The organism is Acinetobacter sp. YH01024 (genome assembly GCF_013420195.1).
In the GTDB taxonomy this organism is placed as follows: domain Bacteria; phylum Pseudomonadota; class Gammaproteobacteria; order Pseudomonadales; family Moraxellaceae; genus Acinetobacter; species Acinetobacter amyesii.
On the sequence record NZ_VOYQ01000001.1, the window covers coordinates 225,228 to 242,096 of the forward strand.

Annotated in this window: 16 protein-coding genes; 7 read left to right on the plus strand and 9 right to left on the minus strand. The window is 38.8% G+C overall.

Annotation, left to right across the window (positions count from 1 at the left end; genetic code table 11):
• Window positions 1-22: 22 nt before the first annotated feature.
• The 4 genes from FTT88_RS01195 to FTT88_RS01210 all read right to left on the minus strand — a co-directional run bounded on the left by FTT88_RS01195 (window position 23) and on the right by FTT88_RS01210 (window position 4,488).
• Window positions 23-493 carry a hypothetical protein gene (locus tag FTT88_RS01195; RefSeq protein ID WP_180173647.1) on the minus strand — a complete coding sequence of 157 codons (471 nt, stop codon included), beginning with the start codon at window positions 491-493 and terminating at the stop codon, window positions 23-25.
• A 56-nt stretch (window positions 494-549) separates the two neighbouring features.
• Window positions 550-1,524: a bile acid:sodium symporter family protein gene (locus FTT88_RS01200; protein ID WP_180173648.1), complete on the minus strand. Its 975-nt coding sequence runs from the start codon at window positions 1,522-1,524 to the stop codon at window positions 550-552.
• A gap of 225 nt (window positions 1,525-1,749) precedes the next feature.
• Entirely contained in the window at window positions 1,750-2,151 is a 402-nt protein-coding gene (gloA, locus tag FTT88_RS01205; protein WP_180173649.1) for a lactoylglutathione lyase, read from the minus strand.
• Between the two features lie 192 nt (window positions 2,152-2,343).
• Entirely contained in the window at window positions 2,344-4,488 is a 2,145-nt protein-coding gene (locus FTT88_RS01210) for an MFS transporter (RefSeq protein ID WP_180173650.1), read from the minus strand.
• A 205-nt stretch (window positions 4,489-4,693) separates the two neighbouring features.
• Here FTT88_RS01210 and FTT88_RS01215 point away from each other — a divergent pair, with 205 nt between their 5' ends.
• The gene (locus tag FTT88_RS01215; protein WP_373886698.1) at window positions 4,694-7,327 is read left to right on the plus strand and encodes a Lon protease family protein; all 2,634 of its coding nucleotides are present in this window, start codon (window positions 4,694-4,696) and stop codon (window positions 7,325-7,327) included.
• A 181-nt stretch (window positions 7,328-7,508) separates the two neighbouring features.
• Here FTT88_RS01215 and grxD read toward each other — a convergent pair whose 3' ends face one another.
• A complete protein-coding gene (gene grxD, locus FTT88_RS01220; RefSeq protein WP_067762767.1) occupies window positions 7,509-7,850 on the minus strand; it encodes a Grx4 family monothiol glutaredoxin in 342 nt (113 codons plus the stop codon).
• A gap of 198 nt (window positions 7,851-8,048) precedes the next feature.
• Here grxD and FTT88_RS01225 point away from each other — a divergent pair, with 198 nt between their 5' ends.
• Entirely contained in the window at window positions 8,049-9,260 is a 1,212-nt protein-coding gene (locus tag FTT88_RS01225; RefSeq protein WP_111884225.1) for an aspartate aminotransferase family protein, read from the plus strand.
• A 68-nt stretch (window positions 9,261-9,328) separates the two neighbouring features.
• Here the strand turns inward: FTT88_RS01225 and FTT88_RS01230 are convergent, their stop codons facing one another.
• The 3 genes from FTT88_RS01230 to surE all read right to left on the minus strand — a co-directional run bounded on the left by FTT88_RS01230 (window position 9,329) and on the right by surE (window position 12,069).
• Window positions 9,329-10,258: a LysR family transcriptional regulator gene (locus tag FTT88_RS01230; protein ID WP_078190171.1), complete on the minus strand. Its 930-nt coding sequence runs from the start codon at window positions 10,256-10,258 to the stop codon at window positions 9,329-9,331.
• Window positions 10,259-10,350: 92 nt separating this feature from the next.
• Entirely contained in the window at window positions 10,351-11,181 is an 831-nt protein-coding gene (locus FTT88_RS01235) for a peptidoglycan DD-metalloendopeptidase family protein (RefSeq protein WP_180040634.1), read from the minus strand.
• A gap of 114 nt (window positions 11,182-11,295) precedes the next feature.
• Window positions 11,296-12,069 carry a 5'/3'-nucleotidase SurE gene (gene surE / locus FTT88_RS01240; RefSeq protein WP_078190173.1) on the minus strand — a complete coding sequence of 258 codons (774 nt, stop codon included), beginning with the start codon at window positions 12,067-12,069 and terminating at the stop codon, window positions 11,296-11,298.
• A 116-nt stretch (window positions 12,070-12,185) separates the two neighbouring features.
• Here surE and FTT88_RS01245 point away from each other — a divergent pair, with 116 nt between their 5' ends.
• From FTT88_RS01245 to FTT88_RS01265, 5 genes are all read left to right on the plus strand, one after another.
• Window positions 12,186-12,560: an MCR_0457 family protein gene (locus tag FTT88_RS01245; protein WP_168377836.1), complete on the plus strand. Its 375-nt coding sequence runs from the start codon at window positions 12,186-12,188 to the stop codon at window positions 12,558-12,560.
• A gap of 226 nt (window positions 12,561-12,786) precedes the next feature.
• Window positions 12,787-13,173, plus strand: a complete 387-nt coding sequence (locus FTT88_RS01250) for an MCR_0457 family protein (RefSeq protein ID WP_180173652.1) — start codon at window positions 12,787-12,789, stop codon at window positions 13,171-13,173.
• A 118-nt stretch (window positions 13,174-13,291) separates the two neighbouring features.
• A complete protein-coding gene (gene dacC / locus FTT88_RS01255; RefSeq protein ID WP_078191838.1) occupies window positions 13,292-14,440 on the plus strand; it encodes a D-alanyl-D-alanine carboxypeptidase PBP5/6 in 1,149 nt (382 codons plus the stop codon).
• A 103-nt stretch (window positions 14,441-14,543) separates the two neighbouring features.
• Window positions 14,544-15,077, plus strand: coding sequence for a gamma carbonic anhydrase family protein (locus FTT88_RS01260; RefSeq protein ID WP_180173653.1), 534 nt, complete (start codon window positions 14,544-14,546; stop codon window positions 15,075-15,077).
• Window positions 15,078-15,123: 46 nt separating this feature from the next.
• Window positions 15,124-16,431, plus strand: coding sequence for a PD-(D/E)XK nuclease family protein (locus FTT88_RS01265; protein ID WP_180173654.1), 1,308 nt, complete (start codon window positions 15,124-15,126; stop codon window positions 16,429-16,431).
• Between the two features lie 85 nt (window positions 16,432-16,516).
• Here FTT88_RS01265 and FTT88_RS01270 read toward each other — a convergent pair.
• On the minus strand, window positions 16,517-16,869 hold a 353-nt coding region (locus FTT88_RS01270), incomplete at its 5' end, for a transposase family protein (protein WP_180116717.1).

A 16,869-nucleotide genomic window follows, 5' to 3' on the forward strand; every position in this document is an offset into this window, starting at 1 on the left:
AGACATTCAAGGCTGAATCGCTCTACTCTTTAGGTTGAGCTTGTTCTAAATATTTTTGATATTGTAATTCGACTATACGCTGAAATTGGGCTTGATCAAAATGATTTAATCTTTCAATAAATGCAGAACAAAACGTCGTAGCATTTACTGACTGTAATGATCTGCTCATGCCCTCTAACATGCTTTCAAGCTGCTGTTTAAATTGTGCATCGACTGACAGATCAATATCTTTTGCCTTTAATGGCTCTACACCCTTAAAACGGATAGCCTGAACTGCAGCAATTAATTTAAGTTTTGCAGTTTGATAAGCCTGATCTAATTCCGTATTCATCTGTGGTTGTCGATCACGACAAAAATCTAGCATGGGCTGTAGGCTGATGAGCGGCATTTTTTCAATGACATCACGGTTACTATTTAAAGATAAATCCTCTTGAGCATGAACGACTGTGTTCAGCCCCAAGAATAAAATGAAAAAGCCTTTTTTAATTTTCATAATTATTTTCTTTTCATCTATATAAGGTATTTTAAAAGAACGTATTCATCTCGCCCTTATTCTTGCCCACGGCTTTGTTTTGCCCAAAGGTTGGCAATCACACCACAGACCATCAACTGAATTTGGTGAAAGATCATAATCGGTAAAACTATCATCCCCATCGGCTGCCCAATAAATAAAATTTGTGCCATGGGCACGCCACTCGCCAAGGTTTTTTTAGAGCCACAAAAGAAAATCGTCTTTTGATCAGCTCGGCTAAAGCCCAACCAACGTGGCACATATAACGCCAATAACATAATAATCGTTAATAGAACTGAGCACGCCACAATCAATAGGAATAAGGTCATACCACTCACTTGATGCCATAGCCCTGCCACCACTGCACTACTGAATGCACCATAGACCACCATCAAAATTGAGCCCTGATCAAATACCTTCACGATTTTTGGCATTTTCTTCATATAAGGAAACACCCAAGGACGGAGGAGCTGCCCTAAAATGAAGGGAATCAGTAATAACAGCGTAATTTGAATAATAGATGCTGTCGGATCGTAGTTATGTTGTGACTGACCAAGAATAAAATAGGCCACCATCACTGGGCTAATAAACATCCCAATAATATTTGAAAATGATGCACTACAGACTGCGCCAGCAACATTACCCTGTGCTACCGAAGTAAATGCAATAGAAGACTGTACTGTCGAAGGTAAAAAACACATAAACAAAAAGCCCCAATACAACTCTTGCCCTAACATCGGCACGAGGATTGGTTTCGCCATTAAACCCAATAATGGAAATAATGCAAAGGTAAAAGCAAAAACTAAAGCATGTAACTTCCAATGCATTATGCCTTCAACCACAGCCTCACGAGATAACTTTGCACCATGGAGAAAAAATAAAATGGCAATTGCAGCCGTGGTAATATAGCCAAAGATTTCTGCAGCTTGACCACTAACAGGCAAAAAAGTCGCAAGTATGACCATTACAAAAAGTAGAATGGTAAAACGATCCAAAGCCAACATTTTCAGCATAACAACATCCTGTACAAATTTCCCTTTAAAGCTCATCGGCAAAAAAAAATGCCCAATAAGCTAAATTTACCATTGAGTAAATTTCATCTTACTGGGCCATGTAAATAAAGCCAGCTTTTCTCCGATATATTCATTATTTTAAACGTTGATAGTGAGCTCAACGCAAAAAAAATTATAAATAAGAATACTCAGCATTACATATGACTTTAAATGAATAATTGCAGATTAATTATTTCGTGCATTTGAGTCTTGTTGGATCAACTCAATTTTATAGCCATCGGGATCTTCAACAAAGGCAATGACGGTCACACCACCTTTCATTGGTCCTGCTTCACGTACCACGTTTCCGCCACGTACTTTAATTTCTTCACAAGCCTTGTATGCGTTATCTACAGCAATAGCGATATGGCCATAAGCATTACCCAATTCATAACTATCTGTATCCCAGTTATGCGTTAACTCAAGTACGGTATGATTTTCTTCATCACCATAGCCCACAAATGCCAAAGTAAAACGACCTTCTTCATAATCACGCTTACGAAGCAAAGTCATACCGAGTACTTCAGTATAGAACGCCAATGAACGCTCTAAATTGCCTACACGTAACATGGTATGCAGCATGCGCATAATCGAGTTTCCTAAATCTATCATTATGTCTGAATACTATAGGGATTTAACAAGCAAAGTTCAATTTAAGTCTAGAACGCATATACCTGCTTATTTCAAATATCCTTGTCCAAAACCGCAGATATGCTTAGGCTATTTATAAGCTTAGAATAAAAAAGCCCGTCCAGATTGAATGGGCTTTTTTAATTTAAATTATGAATTGGATTTTTGTTCATGTTCTTTCAATAGCTTGGCGACCCAAACCACTAAAATCAAAATCGGAATACCAATTAAAGTCGTCATCAAGAAAAAGTTTGGATAACCGATATTGGTCACAATCGTACCTGAGTAACCACCTAAAATTTTAGGGGTTAAAGTCATTAATGAACTAAAGATGGCATATTGAACAGCTGTGAAAGAAACACTGGTTAAGCTCGATAAAAATGCAATAAATGCCGCGCCTGCAAGACCAGATGCCAAGTTATCAACAATAATCGCGAAATATAACCAAAGCGAACTATAAGGCTTAATGACCTTACCTTTGACATCCACTTCCTGTTCAGCACTTGCCAAATTAATCGGTTGAATATCAACACCAAGTACACCTAACATATTGGCCGATGTATTCACTTGATAAGTTAAATCGACACTTTTTTTCACTACATCATTTTCTAGCAGTTGAGCCGTTAATGTTTTTTGCTTTGCTGTTTCAAGCGCTTGCCCTGGAATCGCAGCACTAAAAACACCGGTTTTATCAAGCTTCGCGTCGAATGGTTTAGCATCCAAAATAATTTGAATTTTTTGATTTTCTTTTAACTCGCCTGCCAAGTATTGTCCACGGACCACGATACTATTTGCAGTCTCTTGAGCTGAAATCGTGTTATCTGAAGTCACTGGCAACAACATCATTGCTGAGTTTGCAAAAGCATTATTCAGATACGGCAAACTCACCTGTATTGGATGTTGATTCTTAGACTGATAATCCGCACTGACTTTAATATTTTGATCTGCAGCCAAGACTGCTTTTGGAATTTGAACTGCCCAAGCACCCGTATCATCCGGCGTCGCTGTATATTGCTGCCCTGCTACATTGACAGTGACATCACTCAATGGCTGACCTGATTTGACCAGACCGATAAAAATCAAGTTTGTTGAACTTGCTAAAATCGCACCAACAAACATCAATTTCATAATGTTCATGCGCTGCGCTAGCAAACCGCCAAGGAAGCCACCAACCAAGCTAAATATCACACCATAGACTTTTACAGCTTCGGCAATCTGCTCTTTGGTGAAGTTTAAATCTTGATAAAACACATTAGAAATGACGCCGGCGATAATATCGGAAATACGGTAAAAACCAATAAGTAACAACAACACTAAAGCCAGTTTTAGACCATAACGCTTAAAGAAATCTGCAACTGGATTAACCCAAGTTTCAAATGCCATCTGCTTATTTACAGCACCCGATTTCACTAAAACAGAACCGACACCAAAAGCAACCACAGCTGAACCAATAAAGCGTACAGCCTCTAAACAGAACAAGGCGAATGAGTCTGAAATTTGCCACTGCTCTTTCAAGCTTTCAACCGCTACACCTGAATAGATATAACTCAAGACAAAGGCAACCACCGCAGCAAAGAATACAGCGACTAAACGATAATAGTCGGTCCGTTTATAATGCTTTTGTACACGGTCAACTTGCGGCTCACGTATCGATAAAGTTGTGATAATACCGATAACCATCACAGCAGCCATTGCAAGGTAAGTATATTTCCAAGCTTCATAAATATAGTTACCTTTGGCCGTGCCTAAATATGCAGCCAAAAATAACGCCCCTGCACCTGCCACGATCATGCCGATACGATAACCTGCATTATAGGTCGAAGCTAAAACGGTCTGCATTTCAGTTTCTGCCAACTCAATACGATAAGCATCAATCACAATGTCTTGCGTTGCGGCAGAAAAACCAAGTAATACGGCTCCAGCAGCCATTTGGTAAATATAGCTTTGCCCTAAAGCTGGGTCTGAAAATGCCATGATACAAATTGCACAGATAATGAGAACCTGAGCGATCAACAACCATGCACGGCGACGTCCGAGTTGTTTGGTTAAAAATGGTACAGGCAACTCATCAATTAAGGGTGCCCAAACAAACTTAAACGAATAGCCAAGTGCAGCCCAACTAAAAAAAGTTACTGCACTTTTATCAATTCCTGCTTCACCTAACCAAAGCGATAAACTGGAAAAGATCAGTAAAATTGGAATACCGGCCGAAAAGCCAAGAAAAAGCATAATCAGCGCACGTCGGTCTAAAAATGCAGTAAAAGCAGATTTCCATCCTGAAGCTTGTGTTGTCATGACTCAGTTATTTTTGTCAAAATCGAATGTTGCTATTCAAGCGCTTAATGACAACGGTTTCAACAACATTTATGAAATCATTGTTTTATTTTATCGATATTTCGCATGCTGTTGCTTGATCTTTGGCATTAAACCTGTATACCTTAATTACATATCTCTATTCTTTAGTTTTTTGGATTCAACAGTGACCCAGCGACTTGAACAAATTCACTCTTCTTTATCAACCACCATTAATGAAACCAACACAAAAAACTTAGCAGAAACAGTAACGACACTAAAGAGCGCTTTTGATCAACCCGAAATACAGAATACTTTAACTAAAACCCAGTTGCAGCCGCTTCAGCTGACGCATACACCTGAACTCAAAAAAATACCGACGTCTACCAAGCGGATCAAACCACTTAATGACTTTTTAGGACAAGATCGTGCCCGAGCTTCGGTCGAGGCTGGCATTGCATTACCCTATTCAGGCTATAACATTTTTGCTGTAGGTACCGCAGGCTTAGGTAAGCGCACCATGATTAAGCGCTTATTACAACAACACGCTAAAAATATGCCAACGCCTTCAGACTGGGTCTATGTCAATAATTTTAAATTTCCGCGCGAACCGATTGCGCTGAAACTTCCCTCTGGTCAAGCGACAAAGTTCCAAGCGTTATTACATCAAAGTTGGCAAACCATATTAAAACAGCTTGAACGTCGCTTCACCGCAGAAACCTATCACAATCGTATTGAAATGATTCGCCAACATGCTGGTGATGAACAACATCTTGCTTTAGTTGAATTAACCCGAGAAGGTGAAGAGCTCGATCTTAAACTGATTTCTCAGGATGATGATCATTGTTTCGTTCCGATGCACTTAGTAGATAACAAATACCAAGAAATGTCGAAAGAAGACATCAATGCTTTAAGCAGCAAACAACGTGCTGAAATTGCGTCAAACGTCCGTTATATGGATAAAAAACTTGAACGTCTTGGTCTACATCTTGGTGATCTTGAAGATGACGCACGCGATAAAGTTCAGGTTTTAAACCGTGAAATTGCTAAACAAGTCGTCATGCCGCGTATTGATGTAATTCAAAATAAATTCAGCATGGTTGAAGGCTTGGAAGATTATCTGAAGCAATATGCAGATGACATCATTCAAAATGTTGAGTTTGTGCTTGAGCAAGAAGAAGATGACTTTACACCTGGCCTATTTAACCGCGTGCCATCTCGCTACCAAGCTAACATTATCGCCTCACACAAACCAAATGCTGGTGCGCCAGTTATTTTTGAAGATTTCCCAACCCATTACAATTTGCTAGGTCATGTCGAACAACTGACCCAAAATGGCACCATCACCACAGACTTTACGTTAATCCGTCCCGGTGCATTACATAAGGCCAATGGTGGATTCCTCATCTTGGAAGCTGAACAACTTTTAGAACAGCCTTATGCATGGCAAGGTCTAAAACGTGCATTAAAATCAGGACATTTAAAGCTGTCTTCACTTGAACACATGCTCACGCTAACAGGCAGTATTTCGATTGAGCCAGAAGCCATTGATTTAAATATCAAAGTGATCCTGCTTGCTGAACCTGATATTTATTACGATATTTTAGAACTCGAACCTGAACTTGGCAGTGTCTTTAAAATTCGTGCCGATTTTACCGATACATTACAACGTAATGACATTAATGAGCAGGCATATATGCAGCTGATTGCTGACTATGTGCAAACAGATAAACTTCTGCCGTTTGACCGTACGGCTCTCGCAGCACTGTTAACTGATTCAAGTCGTCAAGCTGAAGATCAAAGCTCTTTGTCATTACATGCCCTCACCTTAGGTGATTTGATTCGTGAAGCACATCATCATGCAGCCCTCGCTGGCGATAAAATGGTGACAGAAACACATATCAACACCGCTCTTGATCATCGTAAATACCGTCTAGGCTACTTACGTGAATTGTATTGGCAAGATCTCAGTCGCGGTACACAGTTAATCGAAACCAAAGGTCATCGATTCGGGCAGATCAACGCCCTCTCTGTGATTCAATATGCAGATGTTGAATTTGGTTTACCGTCACGCTTAACGGCTTCGGTTTATCAAGGCGGCGGCGATATTTTAGATATCGAGCGTAGTGTAGAACTTGGTGGTTCTTTACATGCCAAAGGCGTCCTGCTGATGTCGAGTTTCTTAAAGGCACACTTTGGTCGTGAACAAATTTTACATTTTTCTGCTGCCCTTGCCTTTGAGCAAAGCTATGGCCAAGTAGATGGCGACAGCGCAACTGTTGCAGAGCTTTCAGCTCTTATTTCCGCTATTAGCCAATTACCGATCGATCAATCATGGGCAATCACTGGCTCAATGAACCAATTGGGTCAAGTTCAACCGATTGGGGGTGTAAATGCCAAGATTGAAGGCTTCTATGATGCATGTAAATTACAAGGGTTAACAGGCAAGCAAGGTGTGATTATTCCACGCCAAAATATGCAGCACTTGATGTTACGCAAAGATGTGATTGAAGCTGTGCAACAAGGTCAATTCCATATTCACGCCATAGATACCATTGACCAAGCTCTAGAAATTTTGATGGCGCGTCCAGTAGGCACTCTTGATAAAAAAGGTCGTTATAGCAAAGGCTCAATCTACGCTGCTGTCATGGAGCAACTTGAATACTGGCAAGCGATTGAAGACGGTGCTGAGTTTGAGGAAGAAGAGCCAAAGAAAAAGAAAAAAAAGAAGAAGTCTAAAAAGGACAAAGATAAAAAGGCAAAGAAGTCTGAAGCTCAAGACAGTACTGCTGAAAATGAGCAAGTCATTGAGGAAAGTCCGACTGAAGACAATCCGTCATAAATCTTCGATGAGTTTATTCATTTGTTGATTTTTCCACCACTCATTGTGCTTTAAATGCCTTTGAAATGGTGGAAAAACGCATAACCCCAGACTTTTTAGATAATTAAGTCATAAAAAAAGCGCCTTAAAGGCGCTATTTTTATCTGTATCCAATGATTAAAATCATCAAATACACATCCAATTAAGCTTCAGGAGCTGGGCTATATTGTTCAACTAAAGGTTGTAATTCACCTTTTTGGAACATATCAAGCATAATGTCGCTACCACCGATCAACTCACCATTGATCCATAATTGTGGGAAAGTCGGCCAGTTTGCAATTTGTGGAAGAGTTGCGCGAATATCTTGATTTTCAAGAATATTTACATAAGCAAACGGACGACCAATTTGACTGAGCGCTTCTACTGCACGCGCAGAGAAACCACACTGTGGAAACTGTGGAGTGCCTTTCATATAAAGTAGAACTGCGTGTTTAGCAATTTGGTCACGAATTAACGCTTCTGTATCGCGTGCTTGTTCAGTCATTGATATATCCTCAATAAATCTGCTTCGCATTATACCCAAAACTGAGTAAAACAATATGACTAAAGCAATATTTCACGTTTTATTTACATTTCAGCTTTTCAATTGAGCCATATTTTGCTTATATAGACCTCTTGATGCTCATATATATATGGCGTCTCCTCTATATTATTTCAATCACCTGACAAATTAGAGTTAGTCATGAATAACATTACCCTTGCCCCAGTACAAACTGATCAACCATCGCACTTGATGCCAGTATTTGGCCGCCAACCGATCAGCTTTGTCCGAGGTCAAGGTGCTCACCTGTATACCGCAGATGGCACAGAATACTTAGATGCACTGACAGGGATCGCTGTTTGTGGTTTAGGTCACTCACATCCTGCAATTACAGCTGCAATTGCTGAACAGGCAGCGACCCTCATTCATACCAGTAACTTATTTGAAGTGCCTTGGCAAACGGCTGCTGCGCAAAAATTAGCTGAAGTTGCGGGTATGGAAGAAGTTTTCTTCTCAAATAGTGGTGCAGAATCAAATGAAGGTGCAATCAAAATTGCACGTAAATTTGGTCATATGCAAGGTGTTGCAAGCCCTAAAATTATTGTTGCTGATCATTCATTCCATGGTCGTACCATGGCGACATTATCTGCAACAGGTAACAAAAAAGTTCAGGAAGGTTTTGGCCCACTGGTTGAAGGTTTCATTCGTGTGCCTTTCGGTGATATCGAAGCAATTGAAGAAGCTGCAATTCACCACCCAGACATCGTAGCGATTTTGGTTGAGCCGATCCAAGGCGAAGGTGGCGTCAACACTGCTCCTCAAGGTTTTAGCTATTTAGAAGATATTCGTCGTATCTGTAACCAACACAACTGGTTAATGATGCTTGATGAAGTGCAAACAGGTAACGGCCGTACTGGTAAATACTTTGCATATCAACACACCAATATTATTCCTGACGTGCTAACTACAGCAAAAGGTCTAGGTAATGGCTTCCCTATCGGCGCAGTCATGACTCAAGGTCGTGGTGTTGGCGTTTTAACAGCGGGTAACCACGGTTCAACTTATAGCGGTACAGCATTAGGTTCACGTGTGGTTTATACCGTGATTGATACCATTCAAAAAGAAAACCTTGTTGAAAATGCTGCAAATATGGGTGCGTACCTTGTTGAGCAATTCACAGAGCAACTTGCCGATCAAAACGTAACTGTTCGTGGTTTTGGTTTAATGGTCGGCATTGAATTACCAAAAGCATGTGGCGAACTTGTGAATATTGCACGTGATGAGCATCACTTGATTATTAACGTAACAGCAGGCTCTGTGATTCGTTTATTACCTACGCTAAACATCAATAAAGAACAAGCGGATATCTTAATTGAACGCATTGTTAAAATGGTGAAAAACTTTCTAGCCTAATTTATGCCGAAAGAAAAAAAGCCGCTAATTGCGGCTTTTTTTTATAACTTTTTCAAGCTTTATTGTTTTTATGAGGCTTCTTGGTATACACGTCCGCCTGGTAATTGACTGAAATACAATTTTAATGCATCTAGGCAACGATGAATCTTGGTAGGCTGTTGATCACGTTTAGACATCACAGCATATAGAGTGAATGATGGTAAGCGCCATTCTGGTAAAACTTCAACAAGAGAACCGTTTAATAAGTCTTTTTGCGTATCTAGATATAATATTCTTGCAATGCCATGTCCTTGTTGGCACATTGCTTTTGCAGCAAATACATTATTTGTTGTAAATCGGGAATGCACATCCAATGCAACCTGCTCTTTCGTCACTGCATTTTCAAATGCAAAATGCTGAAAGTTTTTAACCAAATTTATTTGAACCATATCATGATTTTGTAAATCTTCTGGTCGTGTAATTAAACTGGTTTGGTTGATATAGCTTGGTGCAGCAACGAGAACTTGTTCAACATGTGCCAATGGCACCACATGAAACTGTTGATCATCAATTTTTGAACTCATTCGTAGCGCAATATCAATGCGTCCATCAATTAAGTCGATATATTGATTATCTGCTTCTAGATGAACGGATAAACCACGATGTGCCGACATCCAATGTGACAATGCAGGAATCACATGATTCGCACAAAGTTCTGGTGTTGATGCAATACGTAATTCACCGACTAAGTCGTCACGAAGTTCATTGATACGAATTTTGCCGCGCTCTGCGGCAGATAGCATCTCTTGGCAACTATGAAAAAAAGCTTGTCCAGCTTCTGTCAAACTTAACTTACGTGTAGAACGATGTAAAAGAATGACTTCCATATCCTGCTCTAGTGAGCGGATTTGCTGACTCACGGCACTCGTGGTAATACCTAACTCACGAGCAGCACCGCTAAACGAATTTTTTTCCACAACGCAAGCAAAGACACCCATTGCTCGAAGTTGATCTAACATAAATTTCCCTCATAAACTTATGAGAAGCTTCATCTTTCGATAAAAGCAACTCATTGTATTATACGGGGATATTTTGCTTTTGCATTATATATTTAATTATTTGGTAAAACTGCAGTTGGATTGATTGGTTTACCATCTAAACGCACCTGAAACTCAAGCATCGTACGGTTTGTACCCGATGAACCCATCTCACCAATTTGCTGCCCTGCTTTCACAGTATCACCACTTTTGACATTCATTTTACTGTTATGTGCATATGCGGTGATATAGCCATTAATGTGCTTCACCAAAATTAAATTGCCGTACTCTTTAAGACCATCGGCTGCATAGACCACTTGACCATCAGCTGCTGCAAAAATAGCGTCACCCGTATTGCCTGCGTAACGTGTTCCTTTCACATTCGATGCTAAGTTATAACCTTGTAATACCGTAGGACGTGATACTGGACTCACCCATCGTAAACTAGATGAACTGACCACAGGAGTTGGTACAGTAGTTCGCGTCACTGTCGACGGTGTGGTTGAAGCTTGTGTCACGGGTGCTGTTTGCGTTGGCATTGCAATCGTTTGGCGTTGAATTGGTGCCGCTTGAGTCATGGCTTGCGTAGACGTTGTACGACGTGAGCCGCCATTTTTAAGGCGAATGGATTGTCCAACATAGATGCGATAAGGCTGCGCAATATCGTTCATTTCTGCAATGCTGACATAGCTCAAACCATAGCGAGCGGCAATGCCACTTAAAGTATCTCCCGAACGAACTGTATAATAATCCGGAGCAGTCGCATAACGGGTCGCATTATTAATTTGTGGTTTTGACGCACAGCCAGTCATGACCAAAGTCGTAACAACCGCAGCAGATAAAACAAGGGTCTTAAATAATGCTGCAGGAGCGGCAATAACGCGATATTGTGACACCAGGGACATCATCTTCCTCACTAATAATTCAAGTATAGTCATTATGAATGGGCTAAGATTAGCAAAAATCCACTCTAAAAAAGTTGCGGCATAACCATTTTCACAAAGTTATAACATTAATACTTAAGATTTAGATAACTCTGAGTGCAAGTTATTCAAAATCTCATAGTTTGTAGCATCCATTTGTATAGGCGTTACACTGACATAACCATTTGCAACTGCAAAGAAGTCTGATTCGATATGCGTTAAGCCTTTCTTAGGCTCTGCCACTGCCTCGCCTGCCAATCCAATCCAATAGACTTGACGACCACGCGGGTCTACATGACTGGTAATCGGTTTGGACTGTAAACGTCGCCCTTGATAGGTCACTTTAGTGCCTTGAAGTTCAGCGACATCTGGAATATTGATATTAAAAATATGTCGTGCAGGTAGCGCAGGTAAGCCATTGGCAATAAAGTCATGCACCCATTGTGCAGCTACGGCATAATCTTCAGGGTTGTTATAACTACGCACATTCGGCCCAGCCAAAGACACGGCTAGCGCAGGTTGTTTCATTAGACGACCTTCAAATGCGGCACCGACCGTCCCTGAATACAGCACATCATCACCCAGATTTGCGCCGCTATTGATCCCACTCACCACCAAATCAAATTCAAAATCGAACAGACCATTCATTGATAAATACACACAGTCCGCAGGTGTGCCATTTACCGCCCACATATTTGGTGCAATTTCGACAGGTCGTAATGGTCGATCTAAAGTCAGTGCACTTGAAAAACCACTGCGTTCACTTTCAGGTGCAACAATCACCACACGACCGAGAGGACGCAATGCATGTGCTAAAGCTTGGATACCGGGAGCAAAAACGCCATCATCATTGGCAATTAATATATTCACAACTAAATTTCCATTACTAAAAAATTAAAAATGACTCGCAAGAACATTTTATTGAAATATATGAATAATTATATATATTTACATTTCAACATCCAGCATTAATGTGTGTGTACAAAATGAATAAAACCGTAGCACTTCGTGGTTTATTGGGCTTTGCTCTAGCAGCTTGCATGACTCAAACTGTGGTCGCAGACAATGACTTCACTCAAGAAGAAGCCAATACCATCGTAAAAGAAGATATTGCATCTGCACAAGTCATGTTAGAAGTATGCCCTGCGATTATTGGTCAAAATGCAAAATTTGATGCCAACATTCAAGCACTCACTAAAACATATCTTGCTGATTATTCTGATAAATCAATGACTTTAGAAAAACTACAGTCTGACAGCGAATATAAATCAGTTCTTGAAGAAGCACGTCAAGCTGCTAAAGAAACTGATAAAGCTGAACAAAAATCAGTTTGTGATGACGTTTTAAATTATGAAGGTTAATTGATCATTCAGATTTGGACGCCCTCTCAATAGGTTAGTCCTAATTGCATCAAACCTGCCAAAAAAGGATGACGCTTATAGCCTCATCCTTTTTTCTTTCACAATGTATTGATTTCTAAACAGCTTCAATACAATTTTCTACTGATCTCTACCCAAAATATGATTAAGCTTGGCTAATAAATTTTAGCTATTTGATATCTTTTAGGTTATTTAACAGGTTATTTAAATGAAAAACTTTTTTGTAAAATCTCTTTGTGCCCTTAGCCTTTCTGCTTTTGCGTTCACCACCATGTCTGCACATGCCGCAGATGAAAAAATTGAAGTGACTCCTACACCTCAAGTGACCAGTCAAGAACTTGCAGCTATTTATGTACTTTCTGAAGTTTGTCCAAAACTGGTGAATGACAAAGATCAGCCGAAGTTTGAAGCGGGTTATGCAAAATTAGCCAAAGAATATATGCCGAATGAAAAGAACCCTGTAAATGCCTTACAACAGCTCAGCAAACAAAAAAGTTTTAAAGACGCTTTAAAAGAAGCGCAGTCTGATGCGAAGAAAGCTGGTGACAAAAAAAATGGTATGATTTGCAAAGAATTGACTGCTTACAGCAAATAATACCAATTGGTTACAATACTTTTAAAATAAGCGCTTGCACCCCATAGCAGTCCGCCTAGCTTTGTCCTAAAATGCTAGGCTCTTTGTGCTTATACCTAAGTTATTGGAACCACCCAGAATGACCCGAAAAACCGCCCTTGCCGCATTACTACTTGCACCTAGTTTTTCATTCGCGGCAACTGTCCTTTCTGCACCACCTGAATTAAATAATAAATCTTATGTGCTGATGGACTATGAGACAGGGCAAATCCTTGCTTCTAAAAATGAAAACGAAAAATTAGCTCCTGCTTCAATGACAAAAATGATGACCAGTTACATCATTGAGCAAAAGTTATTAAGCGGTGAACTAACTGAAAATGAAAAAGTACGTATGAATGAGTCGGCTTGGTGTCGCGGCAGCAGCACTGAGTCATGTATGTACGTTCCGCTCAACGGTACTGCAACTGCATTAGAAATGTTACGTGGCATTATCATTCAGTCGGGTAACGATGCTTCTAAAGCTATGGCAGAACATATTGCTGGCAATGAAGGCACCTTTGCCCACATGATGAACCAAGAAGCGAAACGTATTGGCATGGTGAATACTCAATTCATCAATGCGACAGGTATGCCAGCTGAAGGACATTTCTCGACTGCCAAAGATATGGCGACTCTTGCGCAACATATCATTCATGACAGTTCAAAATACTATCCGATCTACTCTGAAAAAGAATTTACGTTCAATGGCATTAAGCAAGGCAACCGTAATGCCCTGCTTTATACTGACCCAAGTGTAGATGGTTTAAAAACTGGTCATACTGAAGAAGCTGGCTACTGCTTAACGACTTCAGCTAAACGTGGTCCTTTACGTTTAATTTCAGTGATCTTTGGTGCGCCAAGCATGAACGAGCGTGCATCACAAACACGTGAAATTTTAGCTTGGGGTTATGCAAACTTTGAAACTGTTAAAGTTCAACCTGCTAAACAAGTACTTGCAAAAGCAAAAGTTTGGTACGGTAAAGACAATGAAGTTCAAGTTGGCCTAGCTGAAAACTTTAACGTGACAATGCCTAAAGGCGAAGCGAACGCCATTAAAACTCAATTGGTTGTTCAACCTAAATTGACTGCTCCTTTAAAACAAGGTCAAGTGGTTGGTAAATACGTTGCAACGCTTAATGGCAAAGTCATTGCTGAAAAACCACTTGTCGCTCTACAAAATGTCGAAGAAGCTGGTTTCTTTGCAAAAATGATTGATCACATCAAACAATTCTTTAGCAACTTATTCTAAATTTGATGAAAACTTGATATTAAGACTAAAGTGAAGGCATCTAGATTTCGGTCTAGGTGCTTTTTTATTTTATACTGCCTAAAAACCTGTAGATGACTTACCTATGAGCCAAAACATCCGCCCTTATTTAGACACATCCCCACGTATTCATGACACTTGTTATATTGATGAAATGTCCATGGTGATTGGCGATGTTGTATTGGCTGAAAATGTTTCGGTATGGCCATTTGCGGTGATTCGTGGTGATGTAAACCATATTCGTATTGGTAAAAACTCTAATGTGCAAGATCACTCAATGTTGCATGTGAGTCATAAAAAAGCCGATAAACCTGAAGGTTCTCCACTGATTATTGGTGAAGATGTGACGATTGGTCATCATGTGAAATTACATGGTTGTACCATTGGTAATCGTGTTTTAGTCGGTATAGGTACGATTATTTTAGATGATGTAATTGTTGAAGATGATGTGATGATAGGCGCGGGTTCGCTTGTTCCACCCAATAAAGTTCTTGAAAGTGGTTATTTATATGTCGGTAGTCCTGTTAAGAAAGTTCGACCTTTAACAGATAAAGAAAAAGCGTTCTTGCCTTATTCAGCGCAGAATTATGTGAAGGTGTCGGGGAATTACCTATTTTAATTTTTAATTTCACAAATTTAGGTAAAAAAAAATTTAAGCAGGATTTATGTCACATACAACTTTAAACATCAATTACGATGATTTTGAAAAACTATTAGTAAACAATAGCTCGCTAGACCAAATTCAAGCCTACTTAAACCGTTTCAACCCCATTGAAGTTATGAGAATGTCTAACCAAGAAATTAGACATTCTAATATCTTAGCATGGTTATTAGATCCTTCAGAAACACATGGTCTAGGAGACCGTTTTTTAAAATCTTTCCTTGCAAAAGCATTACAAGGGGAATATGTCAAAGGTGGATTATCCTCAATAGATATTATCCAAGCTGAGTTACGCGATATTGAAATAAAGCGAGAATGGAATAATATTGATATTTTAATACTTTCTACAAAAAATAATTTTGCTATAGTCCTTGAAAATAAATTCAAATCAAAACAACATAATGGACAATTAAAAAAATATATAGATAAAATTGAATATATTTATAGAGATGACTTCCCCAATATCAAAATTAAAGGTATATTTTTAACATTATATGATGAACAACCTGAAGATCTTTCTTATGCCACTATTGGTTACGATAGTATATGCGAAATTTTACCAAGAATTATAGATATTGAGAATTCATCAATATCATATCAAGTTAAAATTTTTATTGAACACTATATTGAAACTATAAAAGAAGCAGCGGGTATGAGCGAAAAAGCTAAAGAAATGGAAAAACTAGCTAAATCGATTTATAGACAACATCATAAAATTTTTGATTTTATTTGGCAACATGGAACATCTAATGAATTCAATCTAGCATTAGATGAATTAATGGGTGAAAATTGGGAAGATAAAAATCATCTTACAATTAAGAATAAAATAAAAATTTCAAAATTTTGGAGCAATAGCAGTCTTTTTTGTTTTTTACCCACAGAATGGTTTAATGCTTTAGGTGCGGAAAAGTATAATTGGCGAGGTTGTGAAAAATGGTGGTTAACTTATCCAGTTACATGTTGGATTGAAATCAATCATGATGAAAACACGTCAGGAAAACTTCGTTTATTTGCGGAAGTAGGCCCTTTAAGTAATTACAAAGATAGATTAAATCTAATTAATTTAATAAAACATGTTGCAGAAAATGAAAAACTTCATCAAATTTCATTTCAAAAAAATGCTACTGATGTTGGTAAAAAATACTCCAAGTTTTTAAAAGGTAACACTATTAAAATTGATGACGTTCAAGACATTGATGAAATTTCAAACAAGATGTTAAAACTTTTTGAAAATTTTGATAATTGTTTTAAAAAATTAACTTCTGCTTTGCTAGATTTTAATGAAAATAACTCTTCATCATTATTAAAATAGTTATTTTTATATAATAATTTTCATTGGCATTAAAGCTTAAAATAAATTGCGGGAATATGAATTTAGAATAGATTTCTTTCATAAGTCATTTTTCACTCAGCTCCAAGTTATAAATTCCAGCAATTAGATTGAATCTCAATGCTAGTCTTTTGCCTCGATTGCGATATCGCTCAGCAAGAATTTTGAAGGTTTTCAAACTGCCAAATACATGCTCAATTCCAATTCTTCTTTTATTGATTTCCTGATTATAGATTTTTAGTTCGGAATCCAGTTTACAGTGCTTCTTTGCTTTTAATGGCAACAAGCTATTCGGATACACTGTATAAATTCCCTGATAACCCTTATCCGCAAGGATAAATGCACCTGCAGGAATCTGATTCAAGTTACGTTTGAAGAGTTCGAAATCATGTACGGCACCACGACTCGTACATAAACTCA

Coding starts and splice junctions, on each gene's coding strand:
- FTT88_RS01210 (WP_180173650.1), bottom strand. CDS start 4,488: ATGACAACACAAGCTTCAGGATGGAAATCTGCTTTTACTGCATTTTTA.
- FTT88_RS01195 (WP_180173647.1), bottom strand. CDS start 493: ATGAAAATTAAAAAAGGCTTTTTCATTTTATTCTTGGGGCTGAACACA.
- FTT88_RS01265 (WP_180173654.1), top strand. CDS start 15,124: ATGTCACATACAACTTTAAACATCAATTACGATGATTTTGAAAAACTA.
- FTT88_RS01230 (WP_078190171.1), bottom strand. CDS start 10,258: ATGTTAGATCAACTTCGAGCAATGGGTGTCTTTGCTTGCGTTGTGGAA.
- FTT88_RS01235 (WP_180040634.1), bottom strand. CDS start 11,181: ATGTCCCTGGTGTCACAATATCGCGTTATTGCCGCTCCTGCAGCATTA.
- FTT88_RS01200 (WP_180173648.1), bottom strand. CDS start 1,524: ATGCTGAAAATGTTGGCTTTGGATCGTTTTACCATTCTACTTTTTGTA.
- grxD (WP_067762767.1), bottom strand. CDS start 7,850: ATGACTGAACAAGCACGCGATACAGAAGCGTTAATTCGTGACCAAATT.
- gloA (WP_180173649.1), bottom strand. CDS start 2,151: ATGCGCATGCTGCATACCATGTTACGTGTAGGCAATTTAGAGCGTTCA.
- FTT88_RS01250 (WP_180173652.1), top strand. CDS start 12,787: ATGAAAAACTTTTTTGTAAAATCTCTTTGTGCCCTTAGCCTTTCTGCT.
- FTT88_RS01245 (WP_168377836.1), top strand. CDS start 12,186: ATGAATAAAACCGTAGCACTTCGTGGTTTATTGGGCTTTGCTCTAGCA.
- FTT88_RS01225 (WP_111884225.1), top strand. CDS start 8,049: ATGAATAACATTACCCTTGCCCCAGTACAAACTGATCAACCATCGCAC.
- FTT88_RS01260 (WP_180173653.1), top strand. CDS start 14,544: ATGAGCCAAAACATCCGCCCTTATTTAGACACATCCCCACGTATTCAT.
- dacC (WP_078191838.1), top strand. CDS start 13,292: ATGACCCGAAAAACCGCCCTTGCCGCATTACTACTTGCACCTAGTTTT.